This window comes from Nonomuraea sp. NPDC049141 (assembly GCF_040648415.1).
Classification (GTDB): domain Bacteria; phylum Actinomycetota; class Actinomycetes; order Streptosporangiales; family Streptosporangiaceae; genus Nonomuraea.
This window is the reverse complement of the sequence record NZ_JBEZDR010000017.1, coordinates 84,137-108,364: the sequence shown is the minus strand read 5'-3', so window position 1 is coordinate 108,364 and position 24,228 is coordinate 84,137. Positions and strand designations below refer to the sequence as shown.

Here is a 24,228-nt window from a genome sequence, read left to right as displayed (position 1 = left end):
TATGGACCTGGAACTGGACGGGCTGGAGGTGACCTTCGACCACACAGCCGTGGCGGCGCCCCGTATCCGGGATCTGCTGCCGATCTATCGCGATCTGCTCGGGGGCCGGCATCTCGGCGGCGGCGGCGACAACCGGCGGAGTGGCTACCGCACCCTGCAGCTCACGTACGAGGGCGGCGGCAAGGTCGAATTGATGGAGCCGCTGGCCGGGTCGGACTTCTTCGACAGCTTCTTCGAGCTGACCCGCGGCAGGGGCGGCGTCCACCACCTGAACTTCCACGTCAACGACCTCGACGCCGCCGTGGCCAAGCTGACCGGGCGCGGCTACCGGCTCCACGGCCTGAACGTCCGCGACCAGCGCTGGCGTGAGGTGTTCCTGCACCCCAAGGAGGCGCACGGCGTACTGATCCAGCTCGCCCAGGTGGGTCCCCGCGGCGCGGAGCCCCGGCCGTCGCTGGACGACGTGCTCGCCGGACACGGCCGCAACGGCAACGGGGTCCCCAGCCTCTAAACGCGCCGACCAAGGCCGACTCTTCGGGCGCGGGCTGAGGACTCCCCACCCGCGCCGGTCGAGGCGGGCTATCCGGGTGGGTCGGCCGACGGAGCATCCTCGGGGGTCGTCGGCGAGCTGCCGGGGGCGCGCGTCTCCAGGTCGGCGAGAGCGCGAGTACGGGCCTCCGACCAGCGGACGGCTGCGCCGATCGCCGACATCCCGTGCTCGATCCCGCCCACCACGTACGGAAACCCGGTCTCCTCCTGCACCGCCCTGCCGAACTCCGTGACGTCCGTCAGCACGTTGCTCACCACCACGACCGGCACCGGAGACTCGGCGATCCGCCGGGCGCTGGCCGCGTACAGGGCGACGACCGGAGCGGGATCGGGCGGCGCGGCCCGGGGCAGCTCCGACAGCAGCATGACCAGGTCGATCCCCGGATCGGCGGTCACCGCCGCCAGTGCCCGGCCCAGCAGCGTACGGTCGATCAGCACGTAGCCGGTCACGTCGAGCGGGTTCTGCACGGTGCCGAAGGACGGGACGATCTCCGCCAGCCGCGCCACCGTCGAGGGCGCGAACGGCGGCAGCTCCAGCCCTTCGTCCTCGGCCCGGTCGGCGATGATCTCCGACGCGCCGCCTGACGGCGTGACGACGCCGACGCGCCGCCCGGGCAGCGGCCCCACGGAGGCCAGCAGCCCGGCGGTGATGATGAGGTCCTCCAGCGAGCGAACTCTGATCACACCGAGCCGCCGCAGCGTCGCGTCGATGACGTCGTCGTCGCCGACCACCGCGCCGGTGTGGGCCTGGGCGGTGTGCGCGGCGAGCCTGCTGCGGCCGATCTTCAGCGCCACGATCGGCTTGCCCGCCAGCAGCGCCCGCCCGGCGACGCGGGCGAACTCGGCCGGATCCCTGATCGTCTCCAGGAACAGTGCGATCACCTTCGTGGCGGGATCGTCGACGAGATGGTCGACCACGTCGGTGACGGTCACGACAGCCTCGTTGCCCATCGAGGTCAGCAGGCTGATGCCGACGTTGCGGGCCTGCGCGAAGCCGAGCACGGAGCTGGCCAGCGCCCCGCTCTGCAGCACGACCCCTACCGATCCGCGCAGCAGGGGCTGGGGGATGGGCAGCCCGTACGGGGTGATGCCGGCGGCGGCGTTGATGTAGCCGTTGCCGTTCGGCCCCAGGATCGTAAGATCATTTTCCTCAGCAAAAGCTGAAATTTCCGACTCCTGCTGGACACCCTCGGGCCCCGCCTCGCCGAAGCCCGCCGTGAGGATCACGTAATTCCGGATCCCCAGCTTGGCTCCTTCCCGCAGCACCCCCAGCACCGCGGACGTCGGCACCATGACGTAGGCCAGATCGACCGGCCCGGGAACGGCGGCCAGACTCCGATGGGCAGGCGAGCCGTGCACGGTCCCGCCGCGCGGGTTGACCAGGTATACGGGCCCGGCGAAGCCGTACGTACGCAGGTTGACCAGCGTGCTGATCGACCACCCCGACTTGTCGGTGGCACCGACCAGCGCGATGGACCCCGGGTTGAACAGTGCCTCGACTGACATGTCACTCCCCGATGGTGCCCAAACGGGCGTGGCCCTTGATCAGATTGCGGGCGATCGTGCGGCGCTGGATCTCGTCGGTGCCCTCGAAGATGCGCAGCAGGCGCAGCTCTCGATACCAGCGTTCGATCGGCAGTTCCTTGGTGTAGCCCATGCCGCCGTGGATCTGCAGCACCCGGTCCACGACCTGGTTGGCCATGATCGCGCCGTTGAGCTTGGCGATCGACGCGGCGTGCCGGGCGTCCAGGCCCTCCTGCACCCGCCAGGCCGCGTACAGCGTCAGCCACTTGGCCGCCTCGATCTCCACCTGCGAGTCGGCGATCATCCACTGGATCGCCTGGTACTCGGAGATCGTCTGCCCCATCGACTTGCGGATCTTGGCGTAATCGATGGCCATCCCCAGCATGCGCTCGGCCGAGCCGATGGCCCGCGCCGGGATCATGTAGCGGCCCTGGCCGATCCACTGCATGGCCAGCTCGAAGCCCTTGCCCAGCTCGCCGAGGATGTTCGCCTCCGGGACCCGGACGTCCTGGAACACCAGCGACGCCGGACCCCATTCGCCCATGGTCTTGATCGGCTCGGACGTCCAGCCCATGTCGCGGTCGACGAGGAAGCAGGTCACGCCATACGGCTCGGCCACGGCGAACACCATGACGAAGTCGGCCTCGCTGCCGCCGGTGATGAACGTCTTCTCCCCGTTGATGATCCACTCGGCGCCGTCACGGACCGCACGGGTGCGGATGTTACGCGCGTCGGAGCCCGCGCCCGGCTCGGTGATCGCGAAGCAGGAGCGGCGCTCGCCCTCGATCGTCGGGAGCAGGTAACGCGCCTGCTGCTCGGCGGTGCCCGCGTAGAGGATGTTGTCGGCGCTGCCGCCGAACATGAACGGGACGAAGCTCCTGCCCAGCTCCATGACGATGATCGCGGACATGACCGGGCCCAGCGCGGCTCCGCCGTACTCCTCGGGGGTGTTGATGCCCCAGAAGCCCATCTTCCTCGCCCGGTCCCGCAGGTCGCGGAGGACCTCCGGGGCGAGCGCCGGGCGGCCCTCGCGCTCGTTGCGCAGGACCTCGGGCTCCAGCGGCATGATCTCCTTCTCGACGAAGGAGCGGACGGTGTCGCGGATCTGACGTTCCTCGGCGCTGAGCGAGAAGTCCATGACCGCCTCCCCAATTTCTAGAACGTTCCTCTAGGAAGCCAGTCGGCACGCGCTCCTGTCAAGAATCAAATTCTAGAATTGATCCAGCTACGATGGGACGCATGGCAAGGAAGTCGTCGTGGGAGTGGAGCCGCACAGCCCAGACCCGCCAGAGCATGCTGATAGCGGCCCGCGAGGTCTTCGGCGAGCATGGATTCGCCGAGGCCAACGTCTCCGAGGTCGTGGCCCGCGCCGGCTCCAGCGTCGGCAGCCTCTACCACCACTTCGGCGGCAAGACCGAGCTGTTCCTCGCGCTCTACGAGGACCACCAGGCGGCGCACGAGGAGGCCGCGGCCGCCAGCGTGTCGCGGGCCAAGCAGGCGGGCATCGACGACCCCGTCGAGTTGCTCATCGCCGGGGCGCGGGCCTATCTCGCGGGCGCGTGGGAGCGGCGCGACCTGGTCAGGCTGTTCATCGACGGGGACGGGCCGCCGGGGTTCGAGCTGGTCCGCCGCACCCGGGGCCGGGAGTGGGTACGCCAGAACGCCGTGCTGCTCGGCGCCGGCGCCGACCCCCTCGACCGGTTCACCGTCGCCGCGCTGACCAGCATCATCGGCGAGGCGGCCCGCGAGGTCGCCACCAGCGACACCGAGAACGACGCCCACGACGTGATCGAGGCGGCGATGACGCTGATCCGCCGCCTCGACCCCCTCAGAGTGCTGGCCGAGGGCTGATCACCGCACGCCGCCGTCCGATCCAGGTGGCAGGCTGATCACCGCACGCCGCCGACCGATTCCCGCGGCGGGTTGATCATCGCCCGCCCTCTGTCGATCACCACCGTCCCGTCGTCCTTGGCGGTCCGGAACAAGACGGCCGGGCCGTCCACCCAGATCGAGACCGTGAGCGACTCGCCGGGAAAGACCGGGCTGGTGAACCGGCCCGACATCGCCCCGAACCGCCCCGGATCCGAGCCCGCCACCGCGTGCAGCAGCGCTCGGCCGGTCACCCCGTACGTACACAGCCCGTGCAGGATCGGCCGGTCGAACCCGGCCCTGGCGGCGAACTCCGGATCGGAGTGCAGCGGGTTGAAGTCGCCCGACAGCCGGTAGACCAGCGCCTGCTCCGGACGGGTCGGACAGGTCACCTTGTGGTCGGGCGCGCGGTCGGGCGGTGTCCACTCGTCGCGCGGCCCCCGCTCGCCGCCGAAGCTGCCTTCGCCCCTGATGAAGGCCGCGCTGCGGCTGGTGATCACCAGTTCGCCGCTCTCCGGGTCCACGGCACGGGCCTCGCTGGTCACCAGGGCGCCGGACCCTTTGTCATAGATCCCGGTCACCTTCGAGGTGGTCCGTACTCCACCCGCGGCCGGCAGCTCCCGGTGCAGCTCGAAAGCCTGCTCGGCGTGGACCAGCAGGGCGGGGTCGAAGTCGCCGAGCCGCCGCCCGGCCGGCGCCTGCGCGGCCAGCACCGCGAACGTCGGCAGCACCCGCTGCCTCTTCTCCGTGGTGAAGGCCAACTCCTCCACCCCCGCGCCCACGCCGAGCGCGTACAGCATGGTGTCCTTGGCCGACCACACGCGGTCGTGCGGCGGGCTCTCGATGCCGATCAGGTCGTGGTCGAGCGCCATGTCACTCCTCCCGTCCGGGGATCAGGCCGTTGGTCAGCGCGTTGGGCGCGGCCTTGTCGACCAGGGCCGGGATGACCGCGCCCAGCTCGGCCGGGTCCCACCGGCCGCCCTTGTCGACGCCGGGACCGGCGTGCCAGCCCTCGGCGACGCTGATCACCCCCGCCCGCACGTTGAACACCCGCCCGGTGATGCCCCGGGCCTCCGCGCTGGACAGCCAGACCACCAGCGGGGCGATGTCGTCGGGATCGGCGCCGGTGCCGCTCGGGGCGAGGTTCTCGGTCATCCGGGTGAGCGCGGCGGGGGCGATCGCGTTCACGGTCACGCCGTACCGCTCCAGCTCCTTGGCCGCGATGACCGTCAGGCCCGCGATGCCCGCCTTCGCGGCTCCGTAGTTGCCCTGGCCAGGGTTGCCGTAGATGCCGGAAGAGGAGGTGGTGTTGATGATCCGCGCGTCCACTCGCTCGCCGGCCTTGGACTTGGCACGCCAGTAGGCCGCCGCGTGGCGCAGCGGCGCGAACGTGCCGCGCAGGTGCACCCTGATGACCGCGTCCCACTCGTCGGCCGTCATGTTGACCAGCATCCGGTCGCGCAGGATGCCCGCGTTGTTGACCAGCACGTGCAGGTCGCGGAAGCGCTCGACGGCCGCCTGGACCAGCCGGGCCGCCCCGTCGAAGTCGGAGACGTCCTCGCCGTTGACGATCGCCTCCCCGCCCAGCGCCTCGATCTCCGCGACCACCGCGGCCGCCGCGTCGGACGAGCCCGTGCCGTCGACCTCCGCGCCCAGGTCGTTGACCACGACCTTCGCGCCCTGCCGGGCGAACTCGAGCGCGTGGCCGCGCCCGATGCCCCTGGCCGCGCCCGTGACGATCACCACGCGACCCTCGACGATCCCGCTCATGTGGCACCTCGCTCTCGACTGCCGATGCGAACTGAATTCTAGTATCGAAATCTAGAAATGAAAGACGTGGGGCGGCCCGGAGCGGGGCCACCTGACCGGGACAGGTACGGTGGCCACCGTGGTTGAACATTCCCTGGCCCAGCGGCATATCTTCCCCCGAATGGTGCGATTCGCGGACATCGATTCTCTCGGGCACGTGAACAACGTCCGCTTCTTCGACTATCTGGAGGACGCCCGTCTGGGGATGCTCCACATCGATCCGTACAAGGCCGGTGACGCCCCCTTCAAGGGGCTCGTCGTCTCCCGTCACGAGATCGACTATCTGCGCCCGCTCGGATTCCGCGCCGAGCCGGTCCGGGTCGAGACCTGGGTGACGGACCTCAGAGCGGTCCGGTTCACGCTGGAGCACGAGATCCGCGACGACGACGAACTGTTCGTCCGGGCCACCTCGGTGATCGTCGCCTACGACGTGGAACGTGCCGCGCCGCGCCGGCTCGCCTCCGATGAACGCGCCTACCTACGGCGGTTCATGACGGTATGAAACGCTGGGTGATGCTCGCGCTGGGGGTCAACGCGCACGCCAGCGTCACGCTGGGACTGTTCGGGTTGCCGCTCGTCATGCCGGATATCCAGCGATATTTCGATGTCTCGCTGCCCGTCGCCGGGATCATCGGCAACGCCCCCGGCATCGGCCTCCTGTTCTCCCTGGTCGCCTGGGGCATGCTGGCCGACCGGCGGGGCGAGCGGCTGGTGCTCGGCATCGGCGTCGGGCTGGCCGCCGCGCTGCTCGCCGCCGCGGCCTTCGTGACCGAGATCTGGGCGATGATCCCGCTGCTCGCCCTGGCCGGGGCCATGGGGTCCGCGGCCATGGTCGGCGGCGGCCGGATCGTGCTGCGCTGGTTCGAGCCGCCGGAGCGCGGCGTCGCGATGGGCCTGCGCCAGGTCTCCTACACGCTCGGCATGGCCGTCGCCGCGTTCGTCCTGCCGCCGATCGCGCGGGCCCATGGCATCTCGGGCGTGTTCTTCGTCTGCGCCGGAGTCAGCCTGCTCGCCGCCGTGCTGGCCGCTCTCTTCCTGGCCGAGCCGCCACACGCGATCTCAGGCTCGCGGACGGCGCCCGCCGCCTCGCCGTACCGGCAGCCCGCGCTGTGGCGGGTGCACGCGACCAGCGCGCTGCACGTGGTGCCCCAGGTCGTCGTCAGCACGTACGGCGTGGCCTGCCTGGTCGGCGTCTACGGCTGGGACGGCGTACGGGCGGGACAGCTGTTCGGCGTGGCGGCGATCGGCGGCGCGGTGGTGCGCATCGCGGCCGGACGCTGGTCCGACAGGACCGGCCTGCGCATGGCGCCGCTGCGGCTGCTGACGTTCGGCTCGCTGGCCGTGCTGGCCCTGCTGGTGCTGGGCACGGTCACCGAGTCCTGGCTCGGCCCGGCCATGCTGGCGCTGGCCGCGGTGATCACCGTGGCGGGCAACGGCCTCGCCTACCTCTCGGCGGGCGAGCTCGCCGGTCCCGCGTCCGCGGGGCGCGTGCTCGGCACCCACAACACCATCCAGAACATCGTGTCCCTGGGCGTCACGCCGCTGGCCGGGGTGCTGATCACGGCCACCGGCTACTGGGCCGGGTTCGCGGCGGGGCTGGCGTGCGCGCTGATCTCGCTGCCCGTCATCCCCGCCCGCGGCGAGCGGCACGCCACCGCCGAACAGGGCCAGCCCCGGCCCGCACAAGGGGAGGACGCGTCAGCGTAGCCAGACGGCGGTGTCGGGGGGCAGCAGGTCGCCGTCGAGCGGCCCGCTGGCCAGCAGGACGCCGTCGTGCGGCGGCAGCCGCACCGGCTCGGTGCCGCAGTTGACGGCGCAGATCAGCGACCCTCGGGCGAAGAAGAGCGCGTCTTCGGGGGAGTCCAGCCATTCCAGCGTGTACGGGATCTCGCGCACCAGTTCGCGACGGCAGGCCAGGGCCCGGCGGTAGAAGGCCAGTGTCGAGGCGGAGTCGGCGCTCTGGGCCGCCACGCTGAGTGCCGAGAAGCCGGTCGGCTGCGGCAGCCACGGCGCCACCCCATCGAGGGAGAACCCGAGCGACCCCCCGTCGGCCGACCACGGCAGCGGCACCCGGCAGCCGTCACGGCCGGCCAGCTTGCCCTTCGACTGGATGAAGACCGGGTCCTGCCGCGCCTCCGGGGGAAGATCCTTCACCTCGGGGAGGCCAAGTTCCTCCCCTTGGTAGAGATATGCCGACCCGGGGAGGGCCAGCATCGTGAGCAGCGCCGCCTTGGCCCTCATCAGTCCCGTGCCCGGGTCGGCGGTCTCGTAGCGGGTGCGGTGCCGTACGACATCGTGGTTGGACAGCACCCAGGTGGCGAACGGCACCGCGGCCAGGGTGTCGTCGATGACCTTCTTGAACGCGGTCGCCGACCAGGGCGCCTGCAGCCAGGCGAAGTTGAAGCTCTGGTGCAGCTCATCGGGGCGCACATAGAGCGCCAGGTCCTCGGAGCTGTCCGTCCACACCTCGCCCACGGCCATCCGCTCGCCGGGGTAGCCGTCGAGCAGCTTGCGCCAGTCCCGGTAGACCTCGTGCACCTCGGGCTGCCCCCATACCGGGGAGACCGCCTTGAACGACTGGTCCTTGACGTCGGGCAGCCCCTTCGCCTTGTAGAGGCCCATCGCCACGTCGATGCGGAACCCGTCGACACCCCGGTCCAGCCAGAACCGCAGGACGTCGAGGAACTCCCGGTGGATCTCGGGGTTGCGCCAGTTGAAGTCGGGCTGGCCGGGGGCGAACAGGTGCAGGTAGTACTGGCCGTCCGGCAGCTTCGTCCATGCCGGGCCGCTGAACGTGGACTGCCAGTTGTTGGGCTGATCGCGGAAGATGTAGCGGTCGCGGTGCTCGCCGCGCAGCGCGGCCTGGAACCAGGGGTGCTCGGACGAGCTGTGGTTCGGCACCACGTCGACGAGGACCTTCAGCCCGAGTTCGTGCGCCTCCGAGACCAGCGACTCGAAGTCGCCCAACGTCCCGAACAGTGGATCGACACCGCGGTAGTCGGCCACGTCGTAGCCGCCGTCGGCCATCGGGGAGGGGTAGAAAGGGGTCAGCCAGATCGCGTCGACCCCGAGCTCCGCCAGGTACGGCAGGCGCTCGCGTACTCCCGCGAGATCGCCGACGCCATCTCCCGAGGCGTCGGCGAAGCTGCGGACATAGATCTCGTAGACGACGGCGTCACGCCACCAGGGGATGTCCATGGGGCCGTCATGCCCGCTATGTCGGGGAGTTCACCATGCTGTGGGCCGCGTAGACCAGGTAGTCCCAGAGCTTGGTCTCCAGGTCCTGCGGCAGCTCCAGCGACTCGACGGCGTCGTGCATGTGCCGCAGCCAGGCGTCGCGCTCGGCCTCGCCGATGACGAACGGGTTGTGCCGCATCCGCAGCCGCGGATGCCCGCGCTCCTGGCTGTAGGTGTTGGGGCCGCCCCAGTATTGGACGAGGAACCCCCGCAACCGGTCTTCGGCCCCGGTGAGGTCTTCCTCCGGGTAGAGCGGGAGCAGCAGCGGATCCTGCTTGATCCCCTCATAGAAGTGGTGTACGAGTCGCCGGAAGGTCTCCTCGCCACCGACGGCGTCGTAGAAGGAGGTTTCAGTCACCGTACAAGCCTATGCGCTGGCGACCATGGGGATGCCCGCGCCGTCGAGCGCGGTCTTCACCCGCAGCCTGAGCTCCCGCGCGACCTGCGCCTGCTTGGCCGGGAGCGTCTTGGCGGAGATCCGGAACACCAGCGAGCTGTCGGAGAGCTGCTCCACGCCGAACACGTCGGGCTCCTCCACGATGAGCGTCTCGCGGAAGTCGCGGTCGGCCCAGATCTCCTCGGCCACGTGCTCCAGGATGGCCCGTACGGTCGTGATGTCGCTGTTCCAGGCGACGGGGACGTCGAGGTAGGCCCGCGACCAGCCCTGCGACTCGTTGCCGACCCTGGTGATGGTGCCGTTGCGGACGTACCAGACGCGGCCGTCGGCGTCACGCAGCCTGGTGACCCGCAGGGTGACCGCCTCGACGGTGCCGACGGCGGCGCCCGAGTCGATCACGTCGCCCACGCCGTACTGGTCCTCCAGCAGCATGAACATGCCCGCGATGAAGTCCTTGACCAGCTCCTGCGCACCGAAACCGATCGCCACGCCGAGGATGCCGACGCTGGTGAGCAGGGGAGCGATGGGGATCGTCAGCCGGTCGAGCACGGTCAGCACGGCGGTGCCCATGATGACCACCGAGGCGATGTGCTTGAGCACCGACCCCATGGTCTCGGCGCGCTGCTTGCGGCGCTCGTTGAGGAGGGCGTCGATGCCCTCGGTCGCGGCGCCGGACCTGCGGAACCGGCCGGTGAGCGAGGAGCCGGACGAAGCGCTGCTGACCACCCGGGTGATCAGGCGCTTGGCGATGTTCCGCACGATGAGGGCGATCAGCAGGATCAAGATGACCGTGATGATCGTGGCGATGATCGGTGCGAAGGCACCCACGGGCAGCCAGTCCTGCAGGAAGCCACAGAGGAATGTGTCGTTCTCGCAGGCCTTGCTCACCTGATTGGCGAGCTGTGTGGGGTCGAACGGACCCGACGTGAGCACAGGCGTTGCCAGCAGGAGCACTGGTTGGATCCCCTTCCGGAAGCAGTTCGGTCGGCGGTCTTTTCGAGCGGATCGCTCCAAAAGATACCGCCGACCGAACCGGCCGCAGTCACATCACGCCGGGGAAGACGGGGTCATCAGGCCCCCTGGGCCGCGGAGGGCGGGGCCTGACGCTCCGGTGACGTACGGCTCGGCTGGGACACACACCCGGAAGCATGTCCCGCGCCGTTTCCGGGAGGGGTCCCCCGAACACCCTCCAGGCGGACCTGGAGGGCATCTCCTGTGTACGGCTGGCTGGCCGTACAAGCACGAGTCCCGCGAGAAGCGGAACCGGCGGGATGGCCAGAGCCCCTGCGGTGTAGGCAGGAGACCCTCCGCACCGACCACCCCGCCGGCTCCGAGGAGCCGCCATGGGTGCGGTGAGCCGTGGTGGCTGCGCTCCACCCGGATCACCGCTGGATCACTCGCCCACGGCGGCGAGCACGCGTGCGACCTTGGTCGCCGCACCAGCCGGGTCATCGGCCGTGTGCATTCGCTCGCCCCAGGACCAGCAGTACCACCAGTCCGGAAGCTCGGCGACCGCAGTAGGCCGGCAGGTGACGTTCTCGGTAAGGCTTGTCGCGTTCGGGTTGATTACCCGGACGAACACCCGCCCACTTTGGGTTCGAACCACTCGTGCGAGCAACCCGCGAGCGTCGAGTTCCGACACTAAACGCTCCAGGTGCCCAAAGTTGTCGTCCCCCACCTTTCGTCCCTCCCTTGAATCGTTGCTGGTGGGCCAAAGATGACTCAACTCGGCTGAGCGCGCAACGACGCGTTTCCGCTTCCGGGGAGCCGCTTCTCCCTCGTGGGATGTAAGAAACAGTCCGCTGGAGGACGATCCTTAACCACAACCTTCAAGAAGGCGTTTCCAAGGCGTCAGCAATGGGCCATAGTCATTGGTAGGCACAGCGCGACCTGAAGGCTACGCTCGGTTAGCAGTTGCGGACCGACGGGACATGCGTGAGAGGGGCCGGGATGTCCGGCAGGCAGCACAGAGAGACGGAGATGGCGCGGCGGATCCGGGCCAAAGGGCTCGCCGCCGGGCGCACCTCCGCTCAGATCGCTGAGGAGATCCACGAACACTGTGGGCCCCAGTTCGGCACCACCAAGATCAAAGGGCATCGTCTCGCGCACGGCATCGCGCTGGCCGACGTCATCGAGCAGGTCAGAGCCCTGTTCGATCGGGACGCCAAGGCCCCGCCCGGCATCGGCGAGACCCTGCTGTCCGCCTACGAGAGCGGGCTGAAACGGCCGGGTCCCGAATATCTCCACTACCTCTGCTCGGTCTACCGGGTCGAGCCGGGCGCCCTCGGTTATGACGGTCCGTGCATCTGCGGCCATGGCCACCGGATGCCGGGGGTGCTCGGAGCCGATGTCAAGGAGCGCGCCCACGCCGGGAGCAACTCCCCGCGCGAGCTGCTGGTCCACCCGCAACCGGACACGGTCCCGTCCCCCTCCGACGAGGAGGACGAGAACATCCTGCGCCGCACGCTGCTGAAGCTGCTGTCCAACAGCACCCAGACCGCCAAGTTCGACGGCGAGGTGCTGGGCGCGGCCGAGGGCATCAGGCGGCGGATGGACAACATCCTCGTGTCGGCCACGGTCTCTCCCGCCATGCTCGACCAGTGGGAGGAGGCCACGCTCGCCTTCGGCCGGCAGTACACCACCACCGCGCCGCTGCGGCTGCTGTGCGACGTGCTGCTCGAACTCAGCGCCGTACGCAGCGCCATGTCCTTCCGCCAGCCCATCGACCTGCAGGAACGCCTGTGCCGCATGGCCGCGCAGCTCGCCGGGCTGAGCGGCATGATCATGATCAACCTCGGCGACCACCGGCTGGCCCGCGCGTTCTTCCGCACCGGCCGCACGGCCGCCGACGAGACCGGCGACCGCGCGCTGCGCGCCTGGGTGACGGCCCGCGAGGCGCTCGTCCCGCTCTACTACGGCGATGCCCGCGAGGCGCTCAACCTGGCCAAGAAGAGCCGCGACCTGGCCGGCCAGACACCGTGTGCCGCGCAGGCCATGGCCCCGGTCGTCGAGGCCCGCGCGCTGGCCATGATCTCGGGCACCGACAGCAAGAAAGAGGTCGTCGACCAGGCCAAACGCGCGCTGGCGCGGGCCAGGAACGCTTTCTCGCACATGAAGTCACACGAACGCGAGGACATGGCCTTCGGCTACACCGAACGCCAGCTGTACTTCTACCAGGGCGACGTGCTCACGAAGCTCGGCCAGACCCTGGAGGCCGAGGTCGTACTCGACCAGGCCCTCGACAAGTACCAGGATCACATCATCGACCAGACGTTGATCAGGCTGGACCGCGCGCAATGCCGCCTGATCGAAGGGGAAGTCGGGGAGGCCGCCCGCATGGGCACCGAGGCGCTGAAGCTCCTCGGCCCCGAATACCGCACCGATTTCATCATGCGCCCGGCTGTCGCGCTCGAACAGTCGATCAAGGCGCGGGACGCTAATCATCCCGACCTGGCCGCGTTCCAGGAAGAACTGCGTCCTTCTGAGCTGGCCATCGGGGAAGGGAATGGCGGTGCATGAAGCTGAAGATCCGGCGCTATCGCTGGTCTGACCTTGACACCATCCTCGCCCTGCATCAGATCTGCCTCGCCGAGGTGGGACTGGCGCCGGGCGACGGTGTTTACTACGACGACGACTTCCCCCGCATCCAGGAGCTCTACCTGGCGTGCGGTGGCGACTTCCTCGTCGGCGAGCTCGGCTCGCGGGTCGTGGCCATGGGCGGGCTGAGACCCATCGACTCGGAGACGGCCGAAGTGTGCCGGCTACGGGTCCATCCCGGCTTCCAGAGGCGCGGTTTCGGCGCCACCATGCTGCTGGCTCTGGAAGAACGAGCGGTGGAGCTGGGATTCCACCTCGTACGCGGCGACACCACGCTCAACCAGGAAGCCGCCCTGGCACTGTACGAGCGGCACGGTTGGCGGGAGATCTCCCGGCGGCGGGTCGGCGACCTGATCGTCGTCTACGGCGAGAAACGCCTCCGGCCGGGCAGCGGCCGGCTGGCCGTCGAGTCGGCGGACGCGCTGGAGTCGTAGCGCCGCACTCGCCCATCCTCGCTCTCTTATTTACGGACATGCCCTTACGCGGCCGTGCCCGCCCGTGCCTATGCACGGTCGGGCACGCTCCGTAGTCATGCCGTGGGTGCAGGTGAGCGGATGTGGCGGAAATAGTGCACTGAACACTCCTGCGGATACGGATGTACGCAACTGCGGGTGAGGCTCGTTCCTCTCGGTGGTAGAGGAACATCACCGGCTGCTGGCTGTACACCGACGGCTGCTGATTGTAGTGAGATGCTTTTTGGCATGGCAGTCGTGCCCGCTCCCCGACCCCTCACGGGAGCCGTGCTTCTGTTGTTCGTCAGTGCCGCATGGGGGTCGGCGTTCCCGCTGATGAAAGATCTCATCCTGCGGTTACCCGTCGAGGACCTGCTCGCCGAGCGATACGTCCTCGCGGCGTTGACGCTCTTTCTGATCCGGCCGCGCAGTCTCTGGCGCCTGTCGCGGGACACCTGGATCAACGGGGTCATCCTGGGCATCATGTTCGGGGTCGGACAGTGTGCCCAGGCCATCGCGCTCGACAGTCTCCCCTCGGCCGTATCGGGATTCGCCGTCGGCTGCAACGTGGTCATCACTCCGATCCTGGCCCTGGTGATGTTTCGGGTCAGGGTGCCCCGCCGGGTCTGGGCGGGGGTGGGGCTGGCCCTGGCTGGCATGACCGTCTTCACGCTGATGCGCGGCACGGAGGGCCGGGAGATCTCCGTGCTCGCGCTCGGGGTGACGCTCGCCGCCGCCGCGCTCTACTCCGGCCACACCCTGCTGCTCGCGCGGCTCTCACGCGCCGAGAAGGCCTTCGACGCGTACGCGCTCACCGTCATCCAGCTCGCCACCATCGGCGCCATGAGCGGCGTGCTGGCGGTGCGCGACGGGATCGCTGTGCCCGCCAGCCTGCCCGACTGGGGGATACTCGCCCACCTGTCCGTCGTCTCGTGCGCTCTGGGCTTCCTGGCCCGCTCGTACGGCCAGGCGCACGTGCCCGCTGTCCCCAGCGCCGTGCTGATGTCGTCACAGCCACTCTGGGTGACGGCGATCGCGGTGATCTGGTTCCACGAGCAGGTGGGCCCGAGCATGGTCGTGGGCGGCGGGCTGATGGCGGTCGCGATGCTCCTGGCGGTGCCCGGGAGGGGCTCACCGGGGGACGGGCGCGACCGGTCTCTGGTCATGGCGAGCCGGAAGGCCAGGAAGGTGCTGGCCGACCTGAAGATCAAGCGGGACGACCCGCTGAAGTTAGAGCGGTCCGTGGTGTCGTACCCCACGAAGAGCGCATGTGTACGCCCTGAGGCGTGCCCGTGGAACGCGCATGCGCACAAGGGGACAAGGGAGCCCAGTCTCGATCGGTTGATCGAACAGGCCATCAACATCGTCAAAGCGAAGAATCTCTCTCACGAAGGCTGCCAGTCGATCGACCTCTCCGGCCGTTGTCTGTGCGCGTTGGTCGAAAAATCTGGACACAAGAGGACGGTGTCAATCTCCCGTTGGTTTCGGTCCCAATAGGCCACTAATTGCAGTCAAAAAACAAGAGGTTCTTATTGATGCACCGCCCACTTATTCGCCATAAATCTTGATATTCGCTGAAGTGTCCGATAGTGGTGAATATTAACCCACAGTGGAAGGTGCATCATGAAGCGCATCGCCGTCCGCAAGCCTGGCACCGCGAGGCTTGCCGGGACCTCCAGTGTCATCCATAAGGGGTGATCGAGCATCTCAGGGCTCGGGGGGCGCCGCCCGCCCGATGGGAGGCCGTTGAGCTGCTGATGCCGGTGATCAACGGGCACAGACGACCGCACGGTCCCTACACCGTCGGATCCGCGCTGCTGCACCACCTGGTCCCGGCCGCCCTGGACAGCTCCAAGGATCTCGTGGCGGCCCATGACATCGAGATCCGCGCGGCGGCACCCGGTCTATGTGACCGGGTGCCGGCTCGAAGGATGTCCTTGGACGCGGACCTGGCCGATGACGAGCGCATTCTGGTGCCCGCGCCGCGCCGGTCGCTGCGGCTGGCCAACGGGATCGCGGAGTTCGTCCGCGCGGTGGTGCCGCCCGGCAGCGCGCTGGCGGTGTCCAACGCGGCCGAGGCCGACCCCACCGATACCGAACTGCTCGACGTGATGATGCGCCGGATCCCGCCGGACATCTTAATGATCATGGTTTACGCCGACGGCCCGCAACCTTCCGAGGATGCGCGTGACGTCGATGAGCTGCGCGAACTCGTCGACCATTGCACGAGAGAGGGTTTCCTGCACGCGCTGACCGAGCTGGGGCAGCGCGGGCTTTCGCTCACCGAGCCGGGCAGCGAGCGGTGGTGGTTCTTCGCGCAGCGCACCGCGACCGCGCTCGGCGCGCTCGGCCAGACACTCGAGGCCCGCATCCTGTGGGAGGCCGCCCGCCGGTCGAGCCAGGATCCCGCCGTCCACTCGGCCAGCGCGTACGGCACCGCCATGCTCGACGCCCGCCACCCCGACGCCGCCCAGCGCGACCTGGGCCGGGCCGCGGGCTGGATGAACCAGGCGATAGCCATCTCCAGCCTGCTGCCCGACCCCGTGGAACGCGCCTTCAAACTCGGCTTCGACCGCAACGGGCTCGCGCTGATCGAGCTGCGGCGGGGCCACCCCGACGCGGCTCTCGCCCTGGTGGAGTCGGCTCTCGCCCTGGCCGACGAGCTGGGGGAACGGCACCCGGTGCACCGGATGGTGCTGCTGGCCAACCGCGCCCAGCTGCTGGCGACGCTCGGGCGGGACAAGGAGGCGCTGGAGGAGTACGGCGCGGCCATCGCGATCGACCCGTCGTTCCCCGACTACTACCTCGACCGAGGCAACCTGCTCTACCGGCTCGGGCGGCACGGGGAGGCGCTGGCCGACTACGAGCGGGCGATGCTGGCCGGACCACCGCTGCCCGAGGCGTACTACAACCGGGCCGAGCTGCGCATCGTGCGCGAAGACTTCGCCGGTGCCCTCATGGACCTCGGCCGGGTGATCGAGCTGGACCCGGCCTACCTGGACGCCTACATCAACCGGGCGGGCCTGCTGGCCATGCTGAAGCGGGACGAGGAGGCCAGGGCCGACGTGACGATCGGGCTGGCCCAGTCGCCCGGCAACCCGTACCTGCTGGTCGTGCTGGGCCAGCTGGAGACCGCGGCCGGACGGCTGAGCGAGGCGCGCCGGGCGCTGGACCTGGCCGTCGAGGCGGCCCCCGAGCTGGCGGCGGCCTGGGGCAACCGGGGCGTCCTGCGCTACGAGGCGGGCGACTGGGCGGGCGCGTTGTCCGACCTGACGCGGTCCATCGCGCTGGAACCCGGCCAGCCCGCCCTCTACGAGAACCGCGCCGTCGTGCATCGCGCCCTCGGCCACCCGGCCGAAGCGGCGGCCGACGACGAGCAGGCGGCCCGTCTCCGGTCGACCAGTATGTAGGCATGCCGAAGCAACGGGCGGCCAGGGCGGCCGCCGTCTACGCCGCCTTGGGTGTTCTCTGGTGGGCCACCGCCCGCATCGGATGGACGGCCATCGGCTGCGAGGACTGGAACTGCCTGCCCCCTGCCCTCGGCACCCTCCTGGTGATCACCGTGGGCACGTTCGCCTTGTCGGTCGTGGCGCTCGATCGGGCGGAGGTACGGCCGGCCTTCCGGGTGGCCTGGGTGACGGCGGCCATGCTGTTGCTCGTCGGGCTGGTGGGTGAGGTGCTCCCGTCCTGGTCGTCCAGGTTCGCCCACGTGGTGACGGCGGCGGTGGCGTTCGCGGTGGCGGGCGCCATGGCGGCCTTCGTGACGGACCGGGAGGTAGCCAGGGGCAGGCGGCTGCTCGTCTCGGCCGGCGTGCCGGCTCTCGTGTTCGGCGCGATCGCGGTCGCCTGGTGGTGGCGCGGCCCTTGACACGGGGGCCGGTCTGGGAGAACGTCGTTCCGTATACGGAACAGTGGAGGTGTGTCATGCGACCGAACTCCCGCTTCGCCCAGGTTCAGCCCATCGGCCTCGACGAGGTCGCCGCCGCGGCCGGGACAGATCCCGACGTACTCCGCCTGGAGAATCTCGACACCGACGTCCCGCCCCCACCCCTCGCCGTGGCCGCGACCACGCGGGCACTCGCGGAGGGGACGGGCAACAGCTGGCTGCCGCTCACCGGCCTGCCCGTGCTGTGCGAGGCGGTGGCGGCCGAGCTACGCCGGCGCACCGGCCTCGACTACGACCCGCTGAGCCAGGTGGTCATCACCTCCGGCGGCACGTCGGCGGTCATGCCGACGCTGCTCGCCACGACGGAGCCGGGCGACCCCGTCGTCCTCACCGACCCCACCTACGCCGGCCTGTTCCAGCGCGTACGGCTGTCCGGCGCGCGCCCGCACCTCCTACCCCTGACGGTCGACGGCGGCCGCTGGCGGCTCGACCGGGACGCCCTCGGCCGGGTACGCGAGGCGGCGGCGCTGCTGCTGATGAGCCCTTCGATGCCGTCCGGCGTGATCTTCTCCCTGGAGGACTGGCAGGCGATCGCGGAGACCTGCGCCCGCACCGGGGCGTACCTCATCTACGACGCGGCCATGGAGCGGATCGTCTTCGACGGGCAACCGCGGATCAACCCCTGCCAGGTGGACGGCCTGGCGGAGCGGACGATCACGATCGGCTCGGTGTCGAAGGAATACCGCATGATCGGCTGGCGGATCGGCTGGATCGCCGGCCCGGCCGACATCATGGCCCGCATCAGGGTGGCGGCCATCTACAACACGACGGTGGCGGGCGGCTACGCGCAACTCGGCGCGGCGGCGGCGCTCGCCGACCCGGCCGGCGCGGGCGTCGACGAGGCGGTGGCCGAGTACCAGGCCCGCCACGACACCGTCATCGCCCAGCTGTCCGGCCTGCCCGTGGTGCGGGCCGGTGGCGGCTGGTCGTGCCTGTTCGACGCGACGGCCGTGGGCCTGACGGCGCCGGAGCTGTCCGCCCGGCTGCTGGACAAGGGCCGGATCGCCGCCACGCCGATGACCGCGTGGGGCGAGGCGGTGGCGGGCCGGCACGTCCGGCTCGTCTTCAGCGCCGAGCCGGTCAAACGCCTGTCCGACCTCCGAGCCCGCTTCGACGCCGCGCTGGAGGGCTGAGCACCCCGCGACCCGCCGGACACGGAGTGGTACGAAAGGGCGCTGGCAGGTCACCCACTACGACTACGGTTGAACCTGTGTCCTTCGACGAGCTGTTGCGTGACCTCCAAGAAGGAGCCAGTGCCCAGGCGGCGGGCATCAGGCGTGGCTACGGCGGCCCGCCCGCCCGCGTCGTGAGCGTCCGCTCCGGCCTGGCCCGGCTGCGCTGCGCCTCGCTGCTCAAGCCGCTGTACGCGTGGGTGACGGCCGCGCACTTCCCCGACCCCGAACGCTGGCGCCGCCACGCTGAGCCGGCCGTGGTCGTCTCGTCCAACTCCGACACGCTCAATCTCTGGCTCGCGGTCGGGCCCCGGGTCATCCTGGACGACATCTACCAGCGCACGGGCGTCGGCTGGGCGCCGCCCAACGGGGACCCGTCGAGGTTCGGCTCGGTGGAGGTGGCCGCCGACGAGGTCGCCACCGCCTACGCCGCGCTCGCCCAGGCCGCGGCCGCCGGCGACCCGGTGGCGGGCACGATCCTCGGGTGGATGCGCGAGGTCACGGGCGAGCAGCAGTTCGGCGCGCGTGAGGCGCTCCGCTCGTCGGAGGCCGGGATCAAGTGCGGCTGGTACGGCGCCCCGGACGAGGCCGTCCTGCGCACGCATGCCGTGGCGGTGCTGCCCAGGGGCGGCACCCGGGTGACGGTCGTGGTGGGGATGACGGCGCAGCCCTACACCGACCCGCGGGAGCGGGAGATCTACCGGGCCCGGGTGACCGAGGGGCTGTCGGTGGAGGGCGAGCACGAGAAGGTGGCGGGCGGGCTGCTGCGCGGGCTGATGCTGACCACGCTGACGGAGCTGGGCCACCGCCGCGCGTCCTGAAGCCGCTATGTTTCCTGACCATGGTGCGAATCACGGTGCTTGGCGGCTGCGGGGCGTGGCCCGCGGCCGGGCAGGCGTGCAGCGGCTACCTGGTCGAGCATGAGGGGTTCCGGGTGCTCATCGACCCCGGTTACGCCACGCTGCCCAGGCTGCTGGCCTTGACGGCCGCCGAGGAGATCGACGCGGTGCTGGTCACGCACGGCCACCCCGACCACTGCGCCGACCTCAACCCGCTGCTCCGGGCCCGCGCCCTGGGCGACGCGCCGCCGGCCGCCCTGCCGGTGTACGCGCCGCCTGACGCTCTCACCGCCGTGCTCGCGCTGGACAAGGCTCGCATGCTGGCCGGCAGCTTCCTCCTGTACGACCTGGCTCCTGGCAGGCCGTACGAGATCGGGCCCTTCCGCCTGGACACCTGGTCGCTTCCGCACCATGTGCCCAACGCGGGGCTCCGGCTGACCGGCGGCGGCCGGGTGGTCGCGTACACGGGCGATACCGGGCCCGCCCCCGAGCTGGCCGAGCTGGCGCGGGACGCCGACGTGCTGCTGGCCGAGGCGACCTATCCCGAACGGGTGCCCGAGGAGGACGCGCCCTATCTGTCGAGCGCCCTCGACGCGGGCCGTACGGCGGCTCGTGCCGGTGTGGCCCGGCTGGTGCTGACCCACCTGTGGCCGGACAGCCTGCCCGAGCCCGCGCTGGCAGCGGCCGCCAAGACGTATGGCGGCGAACTCGCCGTGGCGACGGGCGGCCTCACCCTGGAACTGTGACCGTGCCGTCCTCAGGCCGGGGCGGTGAGCTCGGCGATCACTTCGGCCAGCTCGGGCGGCTGGAGGCCGTGCGGCAGCTCGTCGGGGGTGAACCACCGGTAGCCGAGGTAGGCCCGAGCCTCCTCCTCGGTGAGTTCACCCGGATCCACCTCGGGGGTTCGCCTGGCGAAACAGGCCAGGTAGAACGGCTCGGTCTTCACGTACCGCACGCCGAGCCAGGTGAAGTCCCGATGGACGGGCACCCATCGATCGGAGACCGCCGCCCCCGGCAGGCCGGTCTCCTCGGTCAGCTCCCGGGCGGCCGCCTCCAGGGGCGTCTCGCCGGGGTCGATCCCGCCACCCGGCGGCTCCCAGAGCGCCTCGCCACTGACGTGGTCACGCCACCGCAGGAGCAGCACCCGGCCGTCGGCGTCCACGCAGACCACCCGCGCGGCGGGACGGTCACTGCTGATCTGGGCCTCCACGTGTCCTCCTGTCCAGGGGTCAGCGTTTCATGGCGCCGTCCGCGATGGCGTCGGCGGCCTCGCCGATGGCCACGCCGACGATCTCCAGGCGGCGCACCAGCTCGCGTTCCTTCATCGCGTTCGCCGTCAGCTCGCCCGAGAATATGCGGGCGATCTCGTACTGGTACATGCGCCTGATGGAGCCGCCCGTCTTCTTCGCCGCCAGCGCGTCGTGGACCACGGCGGAGGGGTGCGAGGCGAGGACGCGTACGGCGTTCTCCAGGGCGTCGATGCCCTCGATGACCTGGTCGAGGAGCGGCGTGAAGCGGATCTGGTCCGGCACCCGATACAGGTAGGACTCCCGGACGAAGTCGCGCAGCGAGTCCAGGACGTCGTCGATCGAGCGGGAGAGGCGGAACAGGTCCTCCCGGTCGATCGGCGTGACCAGGGCCGACTTGAGCTCCTCCACCAGGTGGCGCCGCTCCTCGTCGCCGAGGTGCTCGATCACGCGCATCTTCTCGTGCGCGCCCGTCCTGCCCACCTCTCCGCCGATCATGGCCATCGCCAGCCAGGCGCCCTCCTTGGTCGCCGCCAACTGGCCGAGCAGGGCCTCGCTCAGCGCGCTGTCCATGTGTCCCGACATCAGCGCCCGGATCCGCCGCAACCGCTTCACGCCCAGCCCCCTCTCCCCGCGTTCAACCCGTCAGCGCCTTCACCACGTACGCCGCGACCCCGGCCAGCAGCGCGCTCGCCGGTAGCGTCAGCAGCCAGGCGCTGACGATCTTGACGGCGGCGTACCAGCGGACCCGGCCGGCGCCCTGCGCCACGCCGGCGCCGATCAGGCCGCCGGCGATGGCCTGGGTCATGCTCACCGGCATACCCAGTGCCGAGCAGGCGATCACCGCCGTACCCGAGGCCAGTTCGGCCGTCACGCCGTGCAGGGGCCGGGAGACGATGATCTCCCGGCTGAGCGTGCGTCCCGCCCTGGGCAGGCCGTAGCCGGCGCCGAGCCCGAACAGCAGCGCCCCCAGCGAGGTGTAGGTGAGCGGCGCGTTCGAGAAACCCATCGCGATCATGAAGATGGCGAGCATCTTCTGGCCGTCGTTGGCGGAGTAGGCGATGGTCTGCAGCAGGAAGCCCGCCCAATGCCAGCGCGGCAGCCCGCGGCTGGTCGTCACCTTGACCAGCAGTGGAATCACCACCCAGGCCAGCAGGCCGCCCACGACGGGCGCGGCCAGGCCGAAGGCCAGCACCAGGGCGACCGACCCGGCCGAGACCGGCAGTCCCCAGCCGAGACCGGCCCCGGTGAGGCCGCCGACGATGGCCAGGGTGAGGCTGGTCGGGCGGCCTTTCGCGCTGAGCGTCATGACCACGATCAGCGCGGCGACCACCGCGACCGACATCGCGATCTTCGCCCCCGTCCCATGGAACGTGGCCAGCCGGTTCACGAACGTCAGCGCGACCCGATGGGTGACCAGCGGCACCAACGCCACCAGCACCACCAGGGTGAGGATGCCGACCGCGGGACGGATCGCCGGCAGCTTCAGCCCGGTCGCGAGCAGGGCGCCGCCGTCGTTCATCCCGGACACGAACGCGAACAGGCACGCGATCGCGATCAGTACGGCGGATTCCAAGGGCGCTCGCTCCATGAGTAGGCCGGCGAGAGGTACTCTGCCCAGGTCAGCCAGTAGCCACCCCACGATCTTCTGCCCGCGAGAGTGAAACCATGACCTCTGCCGAGTACATCCTGACCCTGTCCTGCCCCGACCGGCCCGGTGTGGTGGCCGCCGTCTCAGGCCTGCTGGCCGGACGCGGCTGCAACATCATCGAGAGCCAGCAGTTCGGGGATGAGCAGGCGCGGCGGTTCTTCATGCGGGTCCAGTTCGCGGCGCCGGTGCCGGAGGACGACCTGCGTACGGCCTTCGCCGCCCTGGCGCCGGAGTTCGGCATGGAGGTCAAGCTGCGTGAGGTGGCCAGGAAGCCGCGCGTGCTCATCATGGTCAGCAAGTTCGACCACTGCCTGAACGATCTGCTCTACCGCGTGCGCGCAAAGTCCCTGGACATCGAGATCGTCGCCGTCGCGTCCAACCATCCCGACCTCCGGCCCCTGACCCAGTCGTACGGCATCGACTACCACCACCTGCCCGTCACGCCCGAGACCAAGGCCAGGCAGGAGGGGGAGGTGCTGGCGCTGGTCGAGCACTATCAGGTGGACCTGGTGGTGCTGGCGCGATACATGCAGGTGCTGTCGGAGGATCTCTGCGAGAAGCTGGCGGGCCGGGCCATCAACATCCACCACTCGTTCCTGCCGTCGTTCAAGGGCGCCAGGCCGTACCACCAGGCGCATGACCGGGGCGTCAAGCTGATCGGCGCGACCGCGCACTATGTCACGTCGGACCTGGACGAAGGCCCGATCATCGAGCAGGAGGTGGCGCGCGTGAACCACAGCCACTCCCCGCAGGACCTGGTGGCGATGGGCCGGGACGTGGAGTGCGTCGCGCTGGCGCGGGCCGTGAAGTGGCACGCCGAGCAGCGGGTGCTGCTCGACGGCCACAAGACGGTCATCTTCCCCCGCTGACCCGTGGCCTCATGACCACATGACGACGAGCTTGCCGATCGTGTGGCTGTTCGCGAGGGCTGCATAGGCTCGCGGGGCTTCTGCTGGGCCGTAGCGGTGGGTGACGGTGTTCGGCAGGGTTCCGCGTACGGCCAGCGCGGCCAGTTCGTCCAGGTCGCCGGGGGCGGCCCGGGTGTAGACGGTGTCCACCCGAACGTCGGGGAAGGTCGCGGGGTCGGGGCTGGGGAAGGCGATGTTCAGCAGCCGCCCGCCCGGCCGGATGGCGCGGGCCGTGCCGACCAGGGCGGGGCCCGACTGGGCCAGGTTGACCAGGGTGTCCACGCCGTCCGGGTGGCTGCGCAGGGTCTCCGCGCCCGGATCGGCCGAGCGGTAGTCGATCACCTCGGCGGCTCCCAGCGCGCGAACGTAGGGCTCGTCGTCGGGTATCGCGGTGGCGATCACATGGACGCCACGCGCGGCCAGCAGCGGGACCACCGCGCCGCCGACCCCGCCGGCCGCGCCGATCACGAGCGCCTTCATGCCGCGCGTGAATGTTCCGGCGCGCAGCAGGGGCAGGGCTGTCAAGCCGGCGATCGGGAGAGTGGCGGCCTGGTCGGCGGGCAGGTCCGGCGGGCGGTGGGCCAGGGCCGGCGTGTCGGCGTCGAAAATCGCGTATTCGGCCATGGTGCCCGTGGTCAGGGAAGGCGGTGTGGCGGAGAGGTCCGCCATGGCCTTGGCCCCGTAGGGGAGGCCGAAGCCGAATATTTCGTCCTCTGGGGTGAATCGGGAGACTCCTTCGCCGACGCCGGTGACCGTACCGGCGAAGTCGCTGCCCGGGACGTGCGGGAACACCAGCGGAGCCATCTCCCGCATCACCCCGCTCAGGGTGCGGAGGTCGGCCGGGTTCGGTCCCGCGGCGGTGATCCGCACCCGCACCTGGCCGGGGCCTGGTTCCGGTGCCGGGAGGTCTTCCATCGCCAGTACGTCCGCTGACCCGTACTGCCGTGCCACCAATGCCCGCATGAGTGTCTCCTCGCTTAACCGGACCGGTTGGTCATGTTACGAGCGTTGAGCATAATATGACCGGCCGG

Annotated in this window: 25 protein-coding genes; 13 read left to right on the top strand and 12 right to left on the bottom strand. The window is 70.2% G+C overall.

All coding sequences use genetic code 11. From position 1 onward, the window contains the following. Position 1: 1 nt before the first annotated feature. The gene (locus tag AB0B91_RS41875) at positions 2–511 is read left to right on the top strand and encodes a VOC family protein (protein WP_358332546.1); all 510 of its coding nucleotides are present in this window, start codon (positions 2–4) and stop codon (positions 509–511) included. Between the two features lie 68 nt (positions 512–579). Here the strand turns inward: AB0B91_RS41875 and AB0B91_RS41870 are convergent, their stop codons facing one another. Then, positions 580–2,055 carry a CoA-binding protein gene (locus tag AB0B91_RS41870; RefSeq protein WP_358332543.1) on the bottom strand — a complete coding sequence of 492 codons (1,476 nt, stop codon included), beginning with the start codon at positions 2,053–2,055 and terminating at the stop codon, positions 580–582. Position 2,056: 1 nt separating this feature from the next. Beyond that, a complete protein-coding gene (locus AB0B91_RS41865) occupies positions 2,057–3,211 on the bottom strand; it encodes an acyl-CoA dehydrogenase family protein (RefSeq protein ID WP_358332540.1) in 1,155 nt (384 codons plus the stop codon). Between the two features lie 101 nt (positions 3,212–3,312). Between AB0B91_RS41865 and AB0B91_RS41860 the strand changes: the two genes are divergently transcribed. Then, positions 3,313–3,924, top strand: coding sequence for a TetR/AcrR family transcriptional regulator (locus tag AB0B91_RS41860; protein WP_358332537.1), 612 nt, complete (start codon positions 3,313–3,315; stop codon positions 3,922–3,924). A 38-nt stretch (positions 3,925–3,962) separates the two neighbouring features. On the opposite strand, the gene AB0B91_RS41855 is transcribed toward AB0B91_RS41860, so the two are convergent. Together AB0B91_RS41855 and AB0B91_RS41850 are read right to left on the bottom strand one after the other, a co-directional pair. Continuing rightward, positions 3,963–4,814: a MaoC/PaaZ C-terminal domain-containing protein gene (locus AB0B91_RS41855; RefSeq protein WP_358332534.1), complete on the bottom strand. Its 852-nt coding sequence runs from the start codon at positions 4,812–4,814 to the stop codon at positions 3,963–3,965. A 1-nt stretch (position 4,815) separates the two neighbouring features. Next, the gene (locus tag AB0B91_RS41850) at positions 4,816–5,712 is read right to left on the bottom strand and encodes an SDR family oxidoreductase (RefSeq protein WP_358332531.1); all 897 of its coding nucleotides are present in this window, start codon (positions 5,710–5,712) and stop codon (positions 4,816–4,818) included. Between the two features lie 160 nt (positions 5,713–5,872). Here AB0B91_RS41850 and AB0B91_RS41845 point away from each other — a divergent pair, with 160 nt between their 5' ends. Beyond that, positions 5,873–6,253 carry a thioesterase family protein gene (locus AB0B91_RS41845; protein ID WP_358332528.1) on the top strand — a complete coding sequence of 127 codons (381 nt, stop codon included), beginning with the start codon at positions 5,873–5,875 and terminating at the stop codon, positions 6,251–6,253. Beyond that, positions 6,250–7,458 carry an MFS transporter gene (locus tag AB0B91_RS41840; RefSeq protein ID WP_358332525.1) on the top strand — a complete coding sequence of 403 codons (1,209 nt, stop codon included), beginning with the start codon at positions 6,250–6,252 and terminating at the stop codon, positions 7,456–7,458. The genes AB0B91_RS41845 and AB0B91_RS41840 overlap by 4 nt, the downstream gene beginning before the upstream one ends. Here AB0B91_RS41840 and AB0B91_RS41835 read toward each other — a convergent pair. From AB0B91_RS41835 to AB0B91_RS41820, 4 genes are all read right to left on the bottom strand, one after another. Then, positions 7,450–8,949: a glycoside hydrolase family 13 protein gene (locus AB0B91_RS41835; protein ID WP_358332522.1), complete on the bottom strand. Its 1,500-nt coding sequence runs from the start codon at positions 8,947–8,949 to the stop codon at positions 7,450–7,452. The two genes, AB0B91_RS41840 and AB0B91_RS41835, sit on opposite strands and share 9 nt — an antisense overlap. A 16-nt stretch (positions 8,950–8,965) precedes the next feature. After that, the gene (locus AB0B91_RS41830; RefSeq protein ID WP_358332519.1) at positions 8,966–9,346 is read right to left on the bottom strand and encodes a globin; all 381 of its coding nucleotides are present in this window, start codon (positions 9,344–9,346) and stop codon (positions 8,966–8,968) included. 9 nt (positions 9,347–9,355) lie between these two features. Continuing rightward, on the bottom strand, positions 9,356–10,339 hold the full coding sequence (locus AB0B91_RS41825; RefSeq protein ID WP_358332516.1) for a mechanosensitive ion channel family protein: 984 nt from the start codon (positions 10,337–10,339) through the stop codon (positions 9,356–9,358). A 439-nt stretch (positions 10,340–10,778) separates the two neighbouring features. Next, positions 10,779–10,967 carry a hypothetical protein gene (locus AB0B91_RS41820; protein ID WP_250905750.1) on the bottom strand — a complete coding sequence of 63 codons (189 nt, stop codon included), beginning with the start codon at positions 10,965–10,967 and terminating at the stop codon, positions 10,779–10,781. Positions 10,968–11,365: 398 nt separating this feature from the next. On the opposite strand from AB0B91_RS41820, the gene AB0B91_RS41815 reads away from it, so the two are divergent. From AB0B91_RS41815 to AB0B91_RS41780, 8 genes are all read left to right on the top strand, one after another. Next, positions 11,366–12,904: an XRE family transcriptional regulator gene (locus AB0B91_RS41815; RefSeq protein WP_358332513.1), complete on the top strand. Its 1,539-nt coding sequence runs from the start codon at positions 11,366–11,368 to the stop codon at positions 12,902–12,904. Beyond that, positions 12,901–13,416 (top strand): GNAT family N-acetyltransferase, encoded by a 516-nt coding sequence (locus tag AB0B91_RS41810; protein WP_358332511.1) that lies wholly within the window; start codon positions 12,901–12,903, stop codon positions 13,414–13,416. The genes AB0B91_RS41815 and AB0B91_RS41810 overlap by 4 nt, the downstream gene beginning before the upstream one ends. Before the next feature lie 306 nt (positions 13,417–13,722). After that, positions 13,723–14,931, top strand: coding sequence for a DMT family transporter (locus AB0B91_RS41805; protein WP_358332508.1), 1,209 nt, complete (start codon positions 13,723–13,725; stop codon positions 14,929–14,931). A 197-nt stretch (positions 14,932–15,128) separates the two neighbouring features. Beyond that, complete coding sequence (locus tag AB0B91_RS41800) at positions 15,129–16,844, top strand: tetratricopeptide repeat protein (protein ID WP_358332505.1); 1,716 nt, start codon at positions 15,129–15,131, stop codon at positions 16,842–16,844. Positions 16,845–16,846: 2 nt separating this feature from the next. Then, positions 16,847–17,302, top strand: coding sequence for a hypothetical protein (locus AB0B91_RS41795; protein WP_358332502.1), 456 nt, complete (start codon positions 16,847–16,849; stop codon positions 17,300–17,302). A gap of 56 nt (positions 17,303–17,358) precedes the next feature. Next, positions 17,359–18,513: a pyridoxal phosphate-dependent aminotransferase gene (locus AB0B91_RS41790; protein ID WP_358332499.1), complete on the top strand. Its 1,155-nt coding sequence runs from the start codon at positions 17,359–17,361 to the stop codon at positions 18,511–18,513. 77 nt (positions 18,514–18,590) lie between these two features. Continuing rightward, the gene (locus AB0B91_RS41785) at positions 18,591–19,373 is read left to right on the top strand and encodes a hypothetical protein (RefSeq protein WP_358332496.1); all 783 of its coding nucleotides are present in this window, start codon (positions 18,591–18,593) and stop codon (positions 19,371–19,373) included. Between the two features lie 20 nt (positions 19,374–19,393). Then, the gene (locus tag AB0B91_RS41780) at positions 19,394–20,137 is read left to right on the top strand and encodes an MBL fold metallo-hydrolase (protein WP_358332493.1); all 744 of its coding nucleotides are present in this window, start codon (positions 19,394–19,396) and stop codon (positions 20,135–20,137) included. A gap of 11 nt (positions 20,138–20,148) precedes the next feature. On the opposite strand, the gene AB0B91_RS41775 is transcribed toward AB0B91_RS41780, so the two are convergent. From AB0B91_RS41775 to AB0B91_RS41765, 3 genes are read right to left on the bottom strand one after another with little or no spacing between them, the layout of a single operon-like run. After that, positions 20,149–20,601 (bottom strand): NUDIX domain-containing protein, encoded by a 453-nt coding sequence (locus AB0B91_RS41775; protein WP_358332490.1) that lies wholly within the window; start codon positions 20,599–20,601, stop codon positions 20,149–20,151. Between the two features lie 19 nt (positions 20,602–20,620). After that, a complete protein-coding gene (locus AB0B91_RS41770; RefSeq protein WP_214637371.1) occupies positions 20,621–21,253 on the bottom strand; it encodes a DUF47 family protein in 633 nt (210 codons plus the stop codon). Positions 21,254–21,275: 22 nt separating this feature from the next. Beyond that, entirely contained in the window at positions 21,276–22,214 is a 939-nt protein-coding gene (locus tag AB0B91_RS41765) for an inorganic phosphate transporter (protein WP_358332486.1), read from the bottom strand. A gap of 92 nt (positions 22,215–22,306) precedes the next feature. Here AB0B91_RS41765 and purU point away from each other — a divergent pair, with 92 nt between their 5' ends. Continuing rightward, positions 22,307–23,158, top strand: a complete 852-nt coding sequence (gene purU / locus AB0B91_RS41760) for a formyltetrahydrofolate deformylase (RefSeq protein ID WP_358332483.1) — start codon at positions 22,307–22,309, stop codon at positions 23,156–23,158. Positions 23,159–23,167: 9 nt separating this feature from the next. Here the strand turns inward: purU and AB0B91_RS41755 are convergent, their stop codons facing one another. After that, positions 23,168–24,160, bottom strand: a complete 993-nt coding sequence (locus AB0B91_RS41755; RefSeq protein ID WP_358332480.1) for an NADP-dependent oxidoreductase — start codon at positions 24,158–24,160, stop codon at positions 23,168–23,170. Positions 24,161–24,228: the final 68 nt, after the last annotated feature.